Annotated in this window: 18 protein-coding genes and 1 pseudogene; 8 read left to right on the forward strand and 11 right to left on the reverse strand. The window is 36.3% G+C overall.

What is annotated here, in order from left to right:
* Positions 1 to 44: 44 nt before the first annotated feature.
* Together AC1Q8L_RS06835 and AC1Q8L_RS06840 are read right to left on the reverse strand one after the other, a co-directional pair.
* A complete protein-coding gene (locus tag AC1Q8L_RS06835) occupies positions 45 to 212 on the reverse strand; it encodes a hypothetical protein (protein WP_000783806.1) in 168 nt (55 codons plus the stop codon).
* Between the two features lie 2 nt (positions 213 to 214).
* Complete coding sequence (locus AC1Q8L_RS06840; RefSeq protein WP_025118254.1) at positions 215 to 796, reverse strand: TetR/AcrR family transcriptional regulator; 582 nt, start codon at positions 794 to 796, stop codon at positions 215 to 217.
* A gap of 155 nt (positions 797 to 951) precedes the next feature.
* On the opposite strand from AC1Q8L_RS06840, the gene AC1Q8L_RS06845 reads away from it, so the two are divergent.
* Positions 952 to 1077 (forward strand): YjcZ family sporulation protein, encoded by a 126-nt coding sequence (locus AC1Q8L_RS06845; protein WP_081810414.1) that lies wholly within the window; start codon positions 952 to 954, stop codon positions 1075 to 1077.
* 40 nt (positions 1078 to 1117) lie between these two features.
* On the opposite strand, the gene ecsC is transcribed toward AC1Q8L_RS06845, so the two are convergent.
* The 3 genes from ecsC to ecsA are packed head-to-tail and all read right to left on the reverse strand — an operon-like array spanning position 1118 to position 3786.
* Positions 1118 to 1825 carry an ecs operon protein EcsC gene (gene ecsC, locus AC1Q8L_RS06850; RefSeq protein ID WP_000634126.1) on the reverse strand — a complete coding sequence of 236 codons (708 nt, stop codon included), beginning with the start codon at positions 1823 to 1825 and terminating at the stop codon, positions 1118 to 1120.
* 13 nt (positions 1826 to 1838) lie between these two features.
* On the reverse strand, positions 1839 to 3050 hold the full coding sequence (ecsB, locus tag AC1Q8L_RS06855; RefSeq protein ID WP_492339415.1) for an ABC transporter permease EcsB: 1212 nt from the start codon (positions 3048 to 3050) through the stop codon (positions 1839 to 1841).
* Entirely contained in the window at positions 3043 to 3786 is a 744-nt protein-coding gene (gene ecsA / locus AC1Q8L_RS06860) for an ABC transporter ATP-binding protein EcsA (RefSeq protein WP_001292598.1), read from the reverse strand. The genes ecsB and ecsA overlap by 8 nt, the downstream gene beginning before the upstream one ends.
* A 562-nt stretch (positions 3787 to 4348) precedes the next feature.
* Here ecsA and AC1Q8L_RS06865 point away from each other — a divergent pair.
* The 3 genes from AC1Q8L_RS06865 (at position 4349) to AC1Q8L_RS06875 (ending at position 6182) form a co-directional block, all read left to right on the forward strand.
* Positions 4349 to 4783: an HIT family protein gene (locus tag AC1Q8L_RS06865; RefSeq protein WP_001016835.1), complete on the forward strand. Its 435-nt coding sequence runs from the start codon at positions 4349 to 4351 to the stop codon at positions 4781 to 4783.
* Between the two features lie 180 nt (positions 4784 to 4963).
* Entirely contained in the window at positions 4964 to 5326 is a 363-nt protein-coding gene (locus tag AC1Q8L_RS06870) for a YtxH domain-containing protein (RefSeq protein ID WP_000030302.1), read from the forward strand.
* Between the two features lie 298 nt (positions 5327 to 5624).
* The gene (locus AC1Q8L_RS06875) at positions 5625 to 6182 is read left to right on the forward strand and encodes an HTH-type transcriptional regulator Hpr (protein ID WP_000834924.1); all 558 of its coding nucleotides are present in this window, start codon (positions 5625 to 5627) and stop codon (positions 6180 to 6182) included.
* A gap of 5 nt (positions 6183 to 6187) precedes the next feature.
* On the opposite strand, the gene AC1Q8L_RS06880 is transcribed toward AC1Q8L_RS06875, so the two are convergent.
* Entirely contained in the window at positions 6188 to 6523 is a 336-nt protein-coding gene (locus AC1Q8L_RS06880; RefSeq protein ID WP_000383655.1) for a DUF1878 family protein, read from the reverse strand.
* A 115-nt stretch (positions 6524 to 6638) separates the two neighbouring features.
* Here AC1Q8L_RS06880 and AC1Q8L_RS06885 point away from each other — a divergent pair, with 115 nt between their 5' ends.
* Positions 6639 to 6833 (forward strand): hypothetical protein, encoded by a 195-nt coding sequence (locus AC1Q8L_RS06885; protein WP_000172690.1) that lies wholly within the window; start codon positions 6639 to 6641, stop codon positions 6831 to 6833.
* Positions 6834 to 7257: 424 nt separating this feature from the next.
* Positions 7258 to 8127 carry a peptidylprolyl isomerase PrsA gene (prsA, locus tag AC1Q8L_RS06890; RefSeq protein WP_016513168.1) on the forward strand — a complete coding sequence of 290 codons (870 nt, stop codon included), beginning with the start codon at positions 7258 to 7260 and terminating at the stop codon, positions 8125 to 8127.
* A 203-nt stretch (positions 8128 to 8330) separates the two neighbouring features.
* Here the strand turns inward: prsA and AC1Q8L_RS06895 are convergent, their stop codons facing one another.
* The gene (locus tag AC1Q8L_RS06895) at positions 8331 to 8576 is read right to left on the reverse strand and encodes a hypothetical protein (RefSeq protein WP_000521398.1); all 246 of its coding nucleotides are present in this window, start codon (positions 8574 to 8576) and stop codon (positions 8331 to 8333) included.
* Between the two features lie 277 nt (positions 8577 to 8853).
* Between AC1Q8L_RS06895 and helD the strand changes: the two genes are divergently transcribed.
* Entirely contained in the window at positions 8854 to 11190 is a 2337-nt protein-coding gene (gene helD, locus AC1Q8L_RS06900; RefSeq protein ID WP_025118253.1) for an RNA polymerase recycling motor HelD, read from the forward strand.
* 4 nt (positions 11191 to 11194) lie between these two features.
* Here the strand turns inward: helD and AC1Q8L_RS06905 are convergent.
* The 3 genes and pseudogenes from AC1Q8L_RS06905 to AC1Q8L_RS06915 form a co-directional block, all read right to left on the reverse strand.
* Positions 11195 to 12450: pseudogene (locus AC1Q8L_RS06905) on the reverse strand (FtsW/RodA/SpoVE family cell cycle protein).
* A 7-nt stretch (positions 12451 to 12457) separates the two neighbouring features.
* Positions 12458 to 12865: a PadR family transcriptional regulator gene (locus tag AC1Q8L_RS06910; RefSeq protein WP_000390151.1), complete on the reverse strand. Its 408-nt coding sequence runs from the start codon at positions 12863 to 12865 to the stop codon at positions 12458 to 12460.
* A gap of 4 nt (positions 12866 to 12869) precedes the next feature.
* Positions 12870 to 13403 (reverse strand): sigma-70 family RNA polymerase sigma factor, encoded by a 534-nt coding sequence (locus AC1Q8L_RS06915; RefSeq protein WP_000344008.1) that lies wholly within the window; start codon positions 13401 to 13403, stop codon positions 12870 to 12872.
* A 280-nt stretch (positions 13404 to 13683) separates the two neighbouring features.
* Between AC1Q8L_RS06915 and AC1Q8L_RS06920 the strand changes: the two genes are divergently transcribed.
* The gene (locus AC1Q8L_RS06920) at positions 13684 to 13848 is read left to right on the forward strand and encodes a hypothetical protein (protein WP_000561150.1); all 165 of its coding nucleotides are present in this window, start codon (positions 13684 to 13686) and stop codon (positions 13846 to 13848) included.
* 198 nt (positions 13849 to 14046) lie between these two features.
* Here the strand turns inward: AC1Q8L_RS06920 and glpD are convergent, their stop codons facing one another.
* Positions 14047 to 15729, reverse strand: a complete 1683-nt coding sequence (gene glpD / locus AC1Q8L_RS06925; protein ID WP_000672829.1) for an aerobic glycerol-3-phosphate dehydrogenase — start codon at positions 15727 to 15729, stop codon at positions 14047 to 14049.
* Between the last annotated feature and the right edge of the window lie 69 nt (positions 15730 to 15798).

Below are 15798 nucleotides of genomic sequence, written 5' to 3' on the forward strand. Positions count from 1 at the left end.
TTCTCTCAATCTATATTTTACATAACTTTACAGAAAATTAAAATTTAATCTTCTTTCTTCTCCGGAATAAAATATCCGAACCAAAGTAACCAAATGAAACCGATTAACTTTAGCCAACTTCCATCCGCTTGAAAAGCTTCAATCATACCTGGTATTTTATAAATCCCAATAAATCCAAGAAAACCGAGCCACCAGTTTTTTTGCATTTTCATCTTTACTCCTCCTTCATGACGTTTTTCACATTTCGAATCCAAATTTCTTTATACTTTAACTGGAATCCCATGAGCATGTAATTACTCATATTATCGATTACGAGCGCTAACGTATGAGCATTTTCTTCCGTTTCCTGTTGTGACACAACGTCAAGTTCCACACCCTTCTTCAATAAATCGTAGAAACCATTTAAGAAATCTTCTTGTATTTCAAATAAGCGTTTCTGATACTTTTCATTTCGCGATGCAGTTACGATAAATTCATTTATAACACGTAATATTCCTTCTTGCCCTTCATATTCAGAGAGCATATGTAAACCATCTGAAATTAACTTTTCTGCAAAGTTTTCTTTCGTATAATGCTCTTTATCAAAATAATTCACGAAATGATACCCAGAAAAAATTTCTTCAAATAAAAAATCAACTAACGCTTCTTTAGAAGAAAAATGATAGTAAATAGCCGGTTTTGAAATACCTACCTCTTTCGCAATCATGGAAAGACTCATCTTCTCAATGCCGTGTTCTGCCATAAGTTTAAATGATGCCTCTACAATGTTCTGCGATGTTTGTAAATTCTTCGTCATACTGTACCTCACTTATTTTTACTTACCGGTCGGTAAGTGAATTATAAAACAAAACGAAATGATTTTCAATTTAGTTAGCACTACATAAGGTATTTATTGGAAAATACAGAAAGTTATAAAGTAAAAGCAATATATAACAATAAGGAGGATATCATATGGGACTTGGTGGTAATGACGGCGGTGAAGCGGGACAAGCTGGTAAGAGCGGATTTTCATTAATCATTGTACTTTTTATCGTATTGATTATAGTTGGAGTTAGCTATATCGGACTTAGCTTCTAAGAAAAGGCGTCCTACATTACACATGTAGGACGCCTTCTTTTTAATCCCTATTCAGCAACCGCATACGATAACAATTCATCGTTACTTCCCCAAGTCTTTGCAGTAATTGATAGTTCGCATACGCGCCGACTGGGGCACCGATTATGGGTACGAGCTGAAGCATTTTTGCTAAATCGATATAGTCTCGGTACTCTGTTTGGAACTTTTCCCAGTCCATATGATTTTCTTCTTCTGTATCCCATGTTTCGATTGCTTTCCATATTTCTTTTCGGTGGTCGTCACTTGAAAAGGCAAGCTGGAAAACGTGAAGGATAAAAAGGCGCTCTTCTTTGTCGCTCGTATCAAATCCGTACAATGTTGCTGCATCGAATAAAAATTTAATTTTAATGCCGAGTAAAAGCGGAAAGTCAGCAAGGCCAAGGAGAATACCGCCTGCTCCCGTCCCTGCTCCTTCTGCCGCTGCTATTTTTTTGTACTCATCCATTTTTTTACGTACTTCATCGTCTCGTCTTTGCAATGACCAGTTCGTCTCTTTTAATTTCGGCTTTATAAAGTTTGATCCGGCGCTAATTGTTTGTACCATCATCCGAATCGTTTCTGTTAATACTTTTTGCACTTTCGCCGGAATAAGCTGTTGTACTTTCGTCTGCACTTTCTTTGAGAACCGTGTCATCATAGAAGAATCTTTCATGAATGTAGCTTTCCACTGCTCCAGTTCTTTTATAACCTTTTCTTCATATGTAATCATAGGTTCATTCCCTTCAATTTAAACGCTCAATACGTTTTGCCCCGTATTGATAAACGAAACCGATACTAAATACTATGCTTACGACTAGTAAAATTCCCGTCATCATGAAATCTTTCGTCGCAAGTGCAAATATCACTGTAAAGATTACGCTCCCGATGATTAGAATCGCATTTAATAAAGTAAGAAAATCTTTCTTCTTTTCATCTGCCTTTACTGGATACAAATCAAGCCAAATTTTCATGCGGTGATGTTTCCATAAAGTTAATAGCTGATAGCCGATTAAGTATAGGAAGATAAAACTTACGATAAATCGCCCATATAAAAATGGAATGAAGTAAAGAATAACTCCTCCAAGAGCGAGCAAACGCACATATAATCCAAAATAGTTACCTGATCTTAAAAACGTTCTCGTATATAAGTATAAATATGTACGCTTTTCGCCGATTATCGAAAGAATGAAATCAAGCCATTTTCTACGTGATACTCTTTCTTTTAATGCTGGTACATCAACGAACATATTCGCAATTCGGTACAGCAGCATCATTTTCTTACCTTCTTCAGAAATTAAATACTCCCAGTTTAGCGGCTTTCCTTTTACCATTTGATGCATGATAGCAAGATATAACACCATGAGCAGAACGATTCCGCTAATAACAAGAACTGAAGTACGTTCTACAAGGAAATATACAAATAAACCGTTTAAGATAAAACGAATAAACCAATCAGCCCTTTGTATATTTTGATCTGTTAAAAATGACTTTTCCCACGCGACGAATAAATTCCACGCTTTTACAATGACAAATGCGAGGACAATCCATATGTAGCCAGCACCTGTTTGCTTCATTTGTTGGAAGTATAACGGAGCAAGCGCAGCTGCTACGATTGTGATTATGTATAACTGAATCATAAATGTAAAGAGAAATGCCTTTGTGAAGTAAGGTTTTAACTTTTCTTCAACTGGCAGTAAGTAAACGAGATCCGCTTCTTTTAATAACGTTTGAATGGATCCAGCCGTTAACACGAGTCCAATTAATACTGCCATTACGAGCGCAGTTGGAAACGAAGATGTTAACGTTTGTAACCATTGCTGGTAATAATACGCTCCTGCGCCGATGATAAATACAAAAATAAATTTCAAATGATCATTAAATACGTATTTACTATATGTACGAACTTCTTTTAGAAAGTGACGAAATCGTTCTTTCCATAATGCTGTGCTATTCATAATCTTCTTCCTTTGTTAGCGCGATGTAAATATCATCTAACGTTGCACCTGGCATATTAAACTGTGATTGCAGCTCAGATAACGTTCCCTTCGCTCTTACTTCACCTTGATGCAAAATAATGAACGAATCACAATAACGCTCTGCCGTCGCTAAAATATGTGTGCTCATTAAAATGCCGGCGCCACTCTTTTTCATTTGATCCATCATTTGAAGAAGAGATTGAATTGCTAACGGATCTAATCCAACGAAAGGTTCATCTACTATGTAAAGAGATGGCTCAACTAAAAATGCGCTCATAATCATTACTTTTTGTTTCATCCCTTTTGAGAAATGAGATGGAAACCATTTTAAACGATTTTTCATGCGAAATTCATGTAATAGTTGTCCTACACGTTCTTCATATTGTTTTTCATCAACGCCGTACGCCATCGCTGTTAATTTCAAATGCTCTTCTAACGTTAATTCATCATATAATACCGGCGTTTCTGGAATGAATGAAAAGCTAGAACGGTACGCTGTCATATCATCACGAATTGTTTTCCCATTAATTGTGACAGTTCCTTTTTTCGGTTCCATTAAACCGATAATATGTTTAATCGTCGTACTTTTACCAGCTCCATTTAAACCGATTAAGCCGACAAGTTCGCCTTTATTAACAGAGAACGAAACATCTTTTAATACAGGTCGTTTCGTATATCCTCCTGTAACATTTTCTACACGCAATAACTCGCTCATACGACACCACTTTCTTCATTAGTATTCATTCTATATTCATCTTACCAAAAATTATGCTGTACTACATAGTATCCATGTACTCAAAAAAAATTTTTAAATTTATTAGCATATATTTTCCCGAAAGCGGACATCATAATTAGTGAAGAAGGAACACATTGAAAAAGCAACCACCAATTGATGAGTACAACAACATAGTGAAGTCATCATGAAATGGGGTGTCCATGTTGGACAATGAAATTTACACATAACCAGATTATTTGTTTCATTTTCGAAACGGGGTGTCTCTGAAAGAGCATATACTGTTTTAAAAAATAAACAATTTCATTTTAAAAAAGATTGCAATTCATTTCACTTGAAAATGGGGTGTCTACGGCAGAAACTTTAGCCGATTTACCGTGCATTTCTTAAATAAATGAGGTGTCTGCGAAACGTAAATTACGATAATGCTTTTTCAATCCCTCTTCAGAAAACAGGAAGCTGAGTCAGCTTCCTGTTTTTCGTGTTTGTTCTCTTATGTAATTATGGTAAAATACGGCTAAGGATATTTGAAAGGATGAGATCAATGAATCATACAGCAGACAATTGTATTTTTTGTAAAATCATTGATGGGCAAATCCCTTGCTCAAAAGTATACGAAGATGAACATGTGCTTGCATTTTTAGATATTAGTCAAGTAACAAAAGGACATACTCTTGTTATTCCGAAAGTTCACAAACAAGACATTTTTGCGTTAACGCCAGAAATCGCATCACACATTTTTTCTGTCGTTCCAAAAATCGCAAATGCGATTAAAGCAGAGTTTAATCCAGTTGGCTTTAACCTACTTAACAATAACGGTGAAAAAGCTGGACAAACTGTGTTCCACTTCCACCTTCATTTAATTCCACGCTACGGTGAAAAAGATGGTTTCGGTGCTGTTTGGAAATCACACCAAAATGAATACACTATGGAAAATTTACAAAACATCGCAAGTACAATTGCAAATAGTGTGAAATAATGACACTATAAGAAGGCGTAATACATAACAAGCCACTTCCCTGAAGTCATCAAATTCCGCATGGCTTGTTTCTTCTCTTAAAATGCTCAGGGATGATTTTTTGTGCATAGCACATATAAGAAAGATATGCATATTGTTTTACATCATGAATACGAACAAAAAATAAGGAGGTCTCCTTTTATGTCAAAAGCTAAATCCTTTATTACAGGTGTTATTTGCGGGGGAGCAGTTGCAGGACTAGCCGTTCTTTTCTCAACTCCTTCTTCTGGTAAAGACATGCGCGGCAAGTTAAAAGAAAAAGGAAATGATATTAAAAAGACTTTAGCTGATATTACAGCTGATACGAAATTATTAAAGCGTCAAATTGTTGAAACTGCTTCAGAAGGTAAAGAAGTGTTTCAAGAACTAAAAGATGACATGCAAGACACGCTTTCTAACTGGAAACAAGATATTTCTCAAAACAAGCGCCATATTGAGAAAGAAATTTTGGACATCCAAAAGTCAATTGAGAAACTGCAAGAAGCTGTTCCAGAAAAAGCGTAAACAAATTCCTGCTTAGTTTTTTGCATATAACAAATATTTTTTATATAAATTGACCTTGACACGGCATATCGTATAGATATGCCGTGTTTTTATGCATTTACAATATATGTTATCAATTAACATGTAAGGACAACGCATGTATTCACGACTCATAAAACGCTTCCATAGTTATGCATGATTTGTATAGAATGTCATTTTGTTAAAAAATTTTCACAATTCTTACAAAAAGACTTTATTAATTTTTATTTTACTGGCATAATAGATAGTAATGAAAAAGAATGTTAAAGTGGGTGAGTAAATGAAAAGTGGAGAAAAAGATTACTCGGTAAAAGAAGCGATGATTTTCAGCCAACGCATTGCTCAATTATCGAAAGCGTTATGGAAATGTGTAGAGAAAGATTGGCAGCAGTGGATTAAACCTTACGATTTAAATATTAATGAACATCATATTTTAACAATCGCTTATCATTTAAAAGGGGCTTCTATTTCTGAGATTGCTAAGTTTGGAGTTATGCACGTATCAACGGCGTTTAACTTCTCGAAAAAGCTGGAAGAACGCGGCTATCTTGTATTCTCAAAAAAGGAAGATGATAAACGAAATACGTACATTGAAATTACAGACAAAGGGGAAGAATTACTACTTCGCTTAATGGAGGAGTATGATCCTGAAAATAATTCAGTGTTTAATGGGGCTCTTGCACTTCGTAATTTTTATGGGAAGTTCCCAGAAAATATCGAACTGATTGCAATCCTGCGTAATATTTACGGACAAGACTTTATCGATATTTTTGAGAAATCATTAGAAGATATTGAAGAGAACTTTACAGAATCCGATCAAAAGTTAGTTAAGAAATAATCTATTTATTTTTTCGCAATCATGCTTAAGAATTCATTCATAAGCGGCTTAAATAAACCTTGTTTTGCTAGCGCTTCCGCAGTTTCGTGTACTTCGAGCTGATGTGGAAGCGCTTTTTCAAATTGATCTAACAGCGCATCGAACAAAAGAAGCCCTTCTGCTTTCTCCACTACATATTGCTCGTTCAGTTTTTCACAAAGATTTAGTATACGTTCAATATCTTTTTTACGAGCTTTTTTCTTTATGATCAAAGAATAAAATGGACACTTCTCTTCATCAATCATTTTAAATAGTAGGTCTACGTAGTATTCAGCTTGTTCTAATCTTCTAACAACGTCCATTTTCTCCCTCACTTTCTAACACAAAGTTTTCTATTTCTGAATTTTGTAACACGAACAAAATATCGTGTGATACAATATATGTATATGTATTTTAGCCAAAAGGAGGTCTCGCCTCATGACACTTATAACAGTTGTTTTTGTCGCATTCGCACTTCTTGTTATATTTTACACGAATTTCATGACACATACACTGTGTGAACGAAAACAAATAGCTGCGAGCCGCCAGCCCGGTGTCTTTCGGGTTATTAATGTATGTATAACAATTTTATTAATTTCTAGTTATATAGAAATTATATTTCATGGAAAGTGAGGAAGGAAAGCCCCTTCCTCACTTTTTTCCTCTATAAGCAAATTATACCTACAATAACCAATAAAATAAACAGTACAAGTAATAAAATAAGTTGAGAATTCATCCCCATCCCCTCCTCTATTCTGTATATGCGGCATACGCCCAATATGGCACACTTTCAAAATCTGACACGTACTGGTTAATTTTTCTTTATCAATATGAAAACGCGTCGAAATATGATATATTAAATTTTGTACATATTGCTTATACTATAGAACAAAACATTCATCAAAACTTTATCCTCAGCCACGGTAAGCCCTGTTAAGCGCGCTTTACCAATACAAAAAAGCAAAAGTATCAGTGAGACTTAATCGGGCTCTTATGAATTTAAAATTCATCGGTGTAGGATAAATTAAAAATACATAATAGTAGGAGTGTTTATCGAATGAAGAAAGCTATGCTTGCCTTAGCCGCAACAAGTGTAATCGCATTATCAGCATGTGGAACATCATCATCAGACAAAATCGTTACATCTAAAGCTGGTGACATTACAAAAGAAGAATTCTACGATCAAATGAAAACACAAGCTGGTAAACAAGTACTAAACAACATGGTTATGGAAAAAGTACTTATTAAAAACTACAAAGTTGAAGACAAAGATGTAGACAAAAAGTTCGATGAAATGAAAAAACAATACGGTGATCAATTCGATACCCTAATGAAACAACAAGGTATTAAAGAAGAAACTATAAAAAATAGTGTACGTGCTCAATTAGCTCAAGAAAAAGCGGTTGAACAATCGATTACTGATAAAGATGTAAAAGCAAAATTCGAGGATTATAAAAAGGAAATTAAAGCAAGTCATATCCTTGTAAAAGATGAAGAAACTGCTAAAAAAGTGAAAGATGAACTTGCTCAAGGTAAATCTTTCGAAGAATTAGCAAAACAATACTCTGAAGATACAGGTTCAAAAGAAAAAGGTGGCGACTTAGGATTCTTCGGACCAGGGAAAATGGTAAAAGAATTCGAAGAAGCAGCTCAAAAGTTGAAAAAAGATGAAGTAAGCGAACCTGTAAAAACACAATTTGGTTACCATATTATTAAAGTAACTGATAATCACGCAGATGCTACTTTCGATAAAGCAAAAGCTGATATTAAAAAATCACTAGCTCAAGAAAAAACGCAAGATGCTCAATTCATGAACGATCTTATGATGAAAGAAATCAAAAAAGCTGACGTAAAAGTTGACGATAAAGATTTAAAAGATCTTTTCAAAGAGCAAAAAGCTGACGAGAAAAAAGACGAAAAGAAATAATGAAAAGCTCGGGCTAAGCCCGAGCTTTTTTATATCCCCTCTTCCAGGGGGAAATTGTGTACAGATTGAGTAAATGAAATTACATGATTGACTCTTCGATTCTATAGAAAGGATAACGTCTTTTTCATTTTATGGATAGTGTACAATCTTAGCTAGTTTTACACTATCTTCGTTACCGAAAGTTTATTTTGTCATTCGTTTAACTAAAACCATCTTTTATGCATTTCACTTAAAAACATTTCTGTGATTCTAAATCCTGAACTTTCCCCTATAATAGAGTCAATCCCACAATACGGACAAACTGCTGTGTTATCATCATCCCACCACTCTGTAATTTTTTCTGGATGGAAAATTTCTAAACAATAGAAACAACCACATATAACATCCTTTTCTAAGTGCTTTCTATTACGAGAACAAAAACGATGTGCTTCCTCAAAATATTTCCCCATCAGTATCCCCCTATTCCTGATTGTTTCTATACTTTACTTAGATTATCCTCGGCAAAATTGCAATTATTTCTTACAGAAAAACAAAAAACCCTTGATTCACAACGCGTGGAACCAAGGGTTTTTCTCATCATTATTGATTAAATTAAGAAACTATGTTAAATTAGTACAGAAACACGTTTTCTAAAATACACAGAACGTATTTATCCGTATCTTAATTGTACAACAAAACCTTTCTTCAGTCAACCTCTATTTTTCACTTTTAAAGGAGTGCTTACGTATGAACAAAAAACTTGATCTAGAGCAAAAACGATTGGATACCGTAATCGAAACGATTACGCAGCAAATTGATAAGCTGGAAAACGAAACTGGCAGACGCCGGGCAGAAGTAATCAACATCCGTAAACACTTCTGGGATGACGTTAAAGTGAATACAGATACTTTTGATGATTACCTTGAAACAGTTATCAACTTAAGACAACAAGCTCAGTCACTAGCTGTTACACAAATCACCCATAAACACACCTTTAATCGACTTGCCGCGCTGCGACGCATGCAAAAAGCACCTTACTTCGGACGCATCGATTTTACTGAAGAAGGCGAACCTGCCGCAGAACAAATCTATATCGGTGTTTCTACCCTTACTGATGCAAGCGGAGAAAACTTTCTTATTTATGACTGGCGCGCCCCAATTTCAAGTGTTTATTACGACTATCCACCAGGACCGGCTGAATACAACACACCAGGCGGCGTAATTCGCGGTAATGTGGAGAAAAAATTACAATACATTATTCAAAATGGCGAGATTGATTCCATGTTCGATACGAGCCTCACAATCGGTGATGAAATTCTGCAACAAGCGCTCGGAAAAGGTACAAACAAACATATGCAGAGCATCGTCGCTACGATTCAGCGTGAGCAAAATGAAATTATCCGTCACGATGAAGGCCGACTCCTTATCGTTCAAGGAGCTGCTGGTAGTGGTAAAACATCAGCTGCCCTGCAGCGAATCGCCTACTTACTATATAAATATCGCGAATGGCTAAAAGCGGATCAAATTATTCTCTTTTCCCCTAACTCTATGTTCAATAGCTACGTTTCTAACGTACTACCTGAACTCGGTGAAGAAAATATGCAGCAAGTAACATTCCAAGAATATTTAAACCATAGACTAAGTAAGTCATTTGATGTGGAAGATCCTTACGAACAATTAGAATATATGCTAACTGAAACAAATAGCGCAAATTACAAAATTAGAAATGCGAGCATCCGATTTAAAGCATCCACTCAATTTTTCGAAATGATTAAAGCGTACAGACAATCTCTTGAAACTTCAGGCATGCTATTTAGAGGAATGAAATTTAGAGGGAAACTGATCGCCTCAGCTAAAGAAATTACAGAGCAATTTTACAATACTGACTCCTCCCTCCGCTTCCATAGTCGAATTGAGAAGTTAACGGATTGGCTAAATAAACAAATAGATGCACTTGAAAAAGCAGAACTGAAAAAGCCTTGGGTAGAAGAAGAAATTGAATTACTTAGTAAAGATGAATATCAAAAGGCTTATAAATACTTGCAGAAAAAAGGCGAGTTTGACGACAACTCTTTTAATGACTATGAGAAAGAAACGAAAGTCCTGGGACGTATGATTGTCCGCAAAAAATTGAAGCCGCTTCGTAAAGGCGTTCAAACACTGCGCTTCATCAATTTCACAGGAATCTATAAACAACTCTTCACAGACGCATCATGGGTTACTGGAGAAAAACCGAAAGAATGGGATGACATTTGCTCTCTAACGGTGAACATGCTTGATGAAGGAAAGCTATATTACGAGGATGCGACTCCATTTTTACTTTTAAAAGAATTAATTGAAGGCTTCCAAACGAACAGATCGATTAAACACGTACTCGTAGATGAAGCGCAAGATTATTCTCCGTTTCAGTTCGAGTTCTTAAAACGTCTCTTCCCTGCTGCAAGAATGACGGTACTCGGAGACTTTAACCAAGCGATATTTGCCCATGCGAGTGAGGCAGTGAATTTCAATACACTTACTAGCTTATACGGACCAGATGAAACGAACGGTATTAACTTAACTCGTAGCTACCGCTCAACAAAACCGATTATTGAATTTACACGTGCTCTCGTACCGGAAGGGAAGAACATTCACGCCTTTGAACGCGACGGCGAGAAACCTACAGTAACGAAAGTAGCTGATTACAGCGAACTGCACGAGCATATTACTACAAAAGTTACCGAACTACAAAAACAAAATCACAATACAATCGCAATTATATGTAAATCCGCAACTGAAAGCGCCGCTGCATACGAAGCACTCCGTCATATCGAGAATATTAAACTCGTGAAGAGTAACTCAGCCGAGTATGAGCAAGGTATTGTCGTGATCCCTGCTTATTTAGCGAAGGGTATTGAATTTGACGCTGTTATTATTTATGATGCTTCTGAAGATGTATACAGTGATGAGAGCGTACGTAGATTGTTCTACACTGCTTGTACGCGCGCGATGCATGAGTTGCAACTTTATAGTGTTGGCGAGGTTAGTCCTTTTGTGCTTGGGGCTAATTCGGAGAGTTTTAAGCTTATAACGAAAACACCTTGATGATTCAAGGTGTTTTTCTCATTCTAATTGAAATATCCTTACGCCTATACACACTCAGCACGATCCCCATTATAAGCGCATGAAATACAGTTGGCGTTAATCCGTAGCTAATAAAAGGTAAGGATATAGCAGCATGCGGCAATAATCCTAGTATCATTCCAACATTATAAATGAATTGGAATACAAAAAGAGTCACTCCACCAGCGAGCAGCAATTTACCATACCGATCATTTATTTTATAAGATATGACTATTAATCTTGCTACAAAAAGAGAAAGCACGAAGATAAGAACTAGCGCAAGCCAATACCCATAATAGTAAGTCAAACTTGCAAATACAAAATCAGTATCCGCAGCAGGAATGAATTTTGTATCTCCAGATGTACCAAACCAACCAGCCGACGACATTACCTCTTTTAAATAAATCCTGCACCACCTGCATCACTCTCCGGATTTAAATACCCTAAAATTCTATCTAAGTGATATCCTGAAGACCAGGATACCGATGCCCTGATAATAAATAAACAAATGGGTACAATCGTAATAATCAACGCCGTTTTCTTTCCTAACTTACTCCACCAAAGCATAACGAATACCATTGTCATATAAACAAAAATTGACGAAAGGGTTGATACAATCAAAAATAAATACAAAGAAAATAAATATAAAACCACAAGATGCATAACCTTTAACCTACTATTATTGAAAAAAGACGCCCACGCTAGAAAAAAGAACGGTACTGCTATTAAACAATCAATTTCAATAGGACCGATTTTTATTAACGGTTCTCCAGTCAACGAAGCGTTCGGAAAACAGTATAGCATTAACAGAATGAGTACCCCGATTGTGTAAAACAACCCTCCCATTCTCTCTAATTTCCGATAATCAATCAGCATCATCCCAAAAGCTGTTACAACACCGAGAATAACAAATATCACCTTATTCATTATTACATCATTCGTATATCCAAAAGCTATAACTGGCAAAAATCCTAGCCCCATCGCAGCCACTAATAAACCAATTAAGAACCAATCAACCTTTGGCTTATGTAGTTTATTAAGTTCCTGGCCAAGCTTAATTGGACTTCCCATTTGTTCAACAGCCTTATCTTCAGCAACTTCCTCACTTAAGCCTTTCTCTATCCACATATTCTTCGTCTGTTTCAAGTGAAAGTCTAGTTCTGTTGCCACCAAGTCCTTTGCTTCTTTTGATTTAATATGGTTCGTAACTTCTTTTAAAAAACGCTCCCCTTTTTTGCTCAATTTTTTCTCACTCCTGTACTAATCCTTTTAATATAAATCGTGCCTTCGTAGCATTCTTCTCTGCCTTTCGCAGCATTTTATTTCCTTTATCATTTAATTGATAATATTTAGCTCCCGCGTGATCCCAGCTAGATTGGATAAAGCGATTTTGTTCTAGACGATGTAATAAAGTGTATAGAGACCCTTCACCACCTTCGAATTTTTGAATCCCTCTCCCTCTTAGCAACTGCATCAATTCATAACCCGTTTTTTCATTCATAAGAAGTTGTAACACTGCTAAAAGGATATCTTCTTCCTTTTCGGACGATTGCTTAATTTTTTCGCGCACCTGCTTCTGGTGCTGATCAGAAAAACTCAAATGTTTAAACGTTGTGTTCTCCATTGATTTTCGCAAGCCTTTTAATCGATCTTCCATTTGATTATTCCTCCAATCCTTTCTTCAAAAGCTCCTTCGCTTTTTTCAGTCTCGTTTTTATCGTGTTTTCCTTTACTTCTATTACTGTAGCAATCTCTTTAATTGATAATTCTTCATAATAAAATAGATAAATGACTTCTCGATATTTTATCGGTAAACTCATTACCGCAGAAGCCAACCTACTATCCTCCGCATTTTGAATGACAGTTTGTTCGACACTATCATTTTGAATCCCAATATACGCAAATTCATCCTCTGTAACGATTACCTTTTTGTTATACCAACTTTTTATATAGTCCTTACATTGATTAATCGCAATTCTCCATAACCACGTTTTCACATTCGATTTCCCTTTATATGTATGAAGAGATTTATAACATTTTACAAATATATCTTGCGTTACATCCTCCGCAATCTCTTTATTATTCACATATGAATACACAAGCTGCAGGACTTCTTGCCCATACTTGTTCATTATTTCGTCGATAAGTTCCTCCTTATCTTCTATTTCAAACGCTTCTATCGTTAATTCATCCACATCATTTCCTCCTTCCCATATATTAGACGACGCACTGTATGGAAAAGTTTTATAAATACATAAAAAAATACGGATGGTAATGTCCATACCGTTTTTTTATGAATATTTATTTACTTCTTGTCCCCTGACACTAATGCTCTGCTTAAAAACTAGGAATTTTCATCCATATATCTTGTTCCCTATTTTAAAACATAATACAATGAATACGTAACTTAATAAGCTATAACTAGTAGGTGTGGTAATCATCTCTTCCATTTTGAAAAAAGGGGGAGGTGATAATATGATCGCGATGTTTGTAATTAAATTAGTGTATGGTATCCTAACCGGAGCTGGCGTTGTCATCGGTAGAAGATACTTCGGTCCATGGCTAATTTCTGTATACAAAAAAGCGAGAACCACCCTGCTTCGTGGAAAAGGTAAGGGCGGTTCTCGGCTAAAACGTTAATGTAATTGTCTTATAACCGCACCTACTACCACCACAATAGCAAGTTAGGTTACAAAGGCAGAAGTTTCTCAGGCTTCTGTCTTTTTTATTTTATGCAAAATTCACACTAAATACTCTATCATCATTGTAACACATTTTATTTATTTTTAGTCAAGAGAAAAAACCACCTAAAGGCTCCCCTTCAGGTGGTTCTCTATTTTATGCTAACGCAGCTGCCTGTTCTTGTTGATCTACAGGAATTACAGCGTCTGTTAGTGCTTTTTCTAGTTCAGCTGTATATTTCATTTGTTCTTCTTTGCTCCAGCCTAGTTTCGCAGCCATGTAGTTGATTACTGCTTCTTTCCACTCGTATACCCAGTGGATGTTGAAGAATACAGCGCCTCTGCGGCGTACGAAGAAGTCAACTGGTTTTGCTGTCATTTCGTAATCCATTGCGTATACAAGTGGGATTAGAACTTCAAGCGGCATGTTGTATTCTTTCGCTTCTTCTTTATGTTTTTTCGCTAAGTCGAACAGTACATCAACGTTAGAGCCGTAGAATTTCGCGAACTCTTCTGCTTGTACTTTCGTTAAACCAGATTTTGTACCTTCGTCTGCTTTTTTCGCAACAAATGCTGGGAATCCGTGTGAACCATCTACATGTCCACCAGAGATTGGCATATGTTTCGTATCGCTCTTCGGATATGCGCTATGACCTTCTTTTTGTAGTAAGTTCGTTACGTAATCTACTACCATTTCAGCCATTTTACGGTATCCTGTTAATTTACCACCTGCGATTGTAATTAAACCAGATTCAGAAGTCCAAATTTCATCTTTACGAGAAATTTCAGATGCATTCTTACCTTCTTCATAAATTAACGGACGTACACCAGCCCAGCTTGATTCAATGTCTTTCTCTGTAATTTTCACGCTTGGGAACATGTAGTTAATCGCATTAATGATGTATGTGCGATCTTCTGTTGTCATTTGTGGTACAGCTGCGTCTTTATCATAGAACGTATCTGTTGTACCTACGTATGTTTTTCCTCCGCGAGGAATCGCGAACACCATACGTTTATCTGGTGTATCGAAGTAAATTGCTTGCCCGAGTGGGAAACGTTTTTGATCAATTACTAAGTGAACACCTTTTGATAACTGAAGTACTTTTCCTTTTTTCGAGTTATCTTTTTCACGAAGTGTATCTACCCAAGGACCAGCTGCGTTTACAATTTTCTTACCGTAAACTTCATATACTTCACCGTCTAGTAAATCGATTACACGTACACCGCATACTTTTCCATCTTTATATAAGAAACTGTCTACTTTTGCGTAGTTAACAGCTTTCGCACCATGCTCAATTGCTTCTTTCATTACTTCAATTGTAAGACGCGCATCGTCTGTACGATATTCTACGTAGTAACCGCCACCTTTTAATCCTTCTTTTTTTACAAGAGGCTCTTTGTTTAGCGTTTCTTCACGGTTAAACATCTTTCTGCGCTCGCTTCGTTTTACACCTGCTAAGAAGTCGTATACACGAAGACCAATTGATGTACTAAATGATCCGAACGTACCGCCTGTATGGAACGGAAGTAACATCCACTCTGGTGTTGTTACATGGGGACCGTTCTCATATACGATCGCACGCTCTTTACCCACCTCTGCTACCATTTTCACTTCAAGTTGTTTTAAATAACGTAGACCACCGTGTACAAGCTTCGTTGAACGACTTGATGTACCTGCTGCAAAGTCCTGCATTTCAAACACAATTGTTGATAACCCGCGTGTTGCTCCATCTAATGCAATACCAGAACCAGTAATACCTCCACCAATTACGATCACATCTAACTCTTGTTTATTTACTCCGTTTAATACGTCTTTACGTTGTTTACTTGAAAATTTCATGGTAATTCCTCCCTTTGATAACGAAAAAAGAGACCACAAACTCCGCTATAGATTTCGCCTCTATAGCGC

Source organism: Bacillus sp. GW823-FHT06A11 (assembly GCF_058795355.1).

Bases quoted from the DNA above. Each gene is read 5' to 3' on its own strand.
- AC1Q8L_RS06875 (WP_000834924.1), top strand. From the start codon at position 5,625: ATGAAAAGTGGAGAAAAAGATTACTCGGTAAAAGAAGCGATGATTTTC.
- AC1Q8L_RS06885 (WP_000172690.1), top strand. From the start codon at position 6,639: ATGACACTTATAACAGTTGTTTTTGTCGCATTCGCACTTCTTGTTATA.
- prsA (WP_016513168.1), top strand. From the start codon at position 7,258: ATGAAGAAAGCTATGCTTGCCTTAGCCGCAACAAGTGTAATCGCATTA.
- helD (WP_025118253.1), top strand. From the start codon at position 8,854: ATGAACAAAAAACTTGATCTAGAGCAAAAACGATTGGATACCGTAATC.
- AC1Q8L_RS06845 (WP_081810414.1), top strand. From the start codon at position 952: ATGGGACTTGGTGGTAATGACGGCGGTGAAGCGGGACAAGCTGGTAAG.
- AC1Q8L_RS06880 (WP_000383655.1), bottom strand. From the start codon at position 6,523: ATGGACGTTGTTAGAAGATTAGAACAAGCTGAATACTACGTAGACCTA.
- glpD (WP_000672829.1), bottom strand. From the start codon at position 15,729: ATGAAATTTTCAAGTAAACAACGTAAAGACGTATTAAACGGAGTAAAT.
- ecsB (WP_492339415.1), bottom strand. From the start codon at position 3,050: ATGAATAGCACAGCATTATGGAAAGAACGATTTCGTCACTTTCTAAAA.
- AC1Q8L_RS06895 (WP_000521398.1), bottom strand. From the start codon at position 8,576: ATGGGGAAATATTTTGAGGAAGCACATCGTTTTTGTTCTCGTAATAGA.
- AC1Q8L_RS06920 (WP_000561150.1), top strand. From the start codon at position 13,684: ATGATCGCGATGTTTGTAATTAAATTAGTGTATGGTATCCTAACCGGA.
- AC1Q8L_RS06870 (WP_000030302.1), top strand. From the start codon at position 4,964: ATGTCAAAAGCTAAATCCTTTATTACAGGTGTTATTTGCGGGGGAGCA.
- AC1Q8L_RS06840 (WP_025118254.1), bottom strand. From the start codon at position 796: ATGACGAAGAATTTACAAACATCGCAGAACATTGTAGAGGCATCATTT.
- AC1Q8L_RS06865 (WP_001016835.1), top strand. From the start codon at position 4,349: ATGAATCATACAGCAGACAATTGTATTTTTTGTAAAATCATTGATGGG.
- AC1Q8L_RS06910 (WP_000390151.1), bottom strand. From the start codon at position 12,865: ATGGAAGATCGATTAAAAGGCTTGCGAAAATCAATGGAGAACACAACG.
- ecsC (WP_000634126.1), bottom strand. From the start codon at position 1,825: ATGATTACATATGAAGAAAAGGTTATAAAAGAACTGGAGCAGTGGAAA.
- AC1Q8L_RS06835 (WP_000783806.1), bottom strand. From the start codon at position 212: ATGAAAATGCAAAAAAACTGGTGGCTCGGTTTTCTTGGATTTATTGGG.
- ecsA (WP_001292598.1), bottom strand. From the start codon at position 3,786: ATGAGCGAGTTATTGCGTGTAGAAAATGTTACAGGAGGATATACGAAA.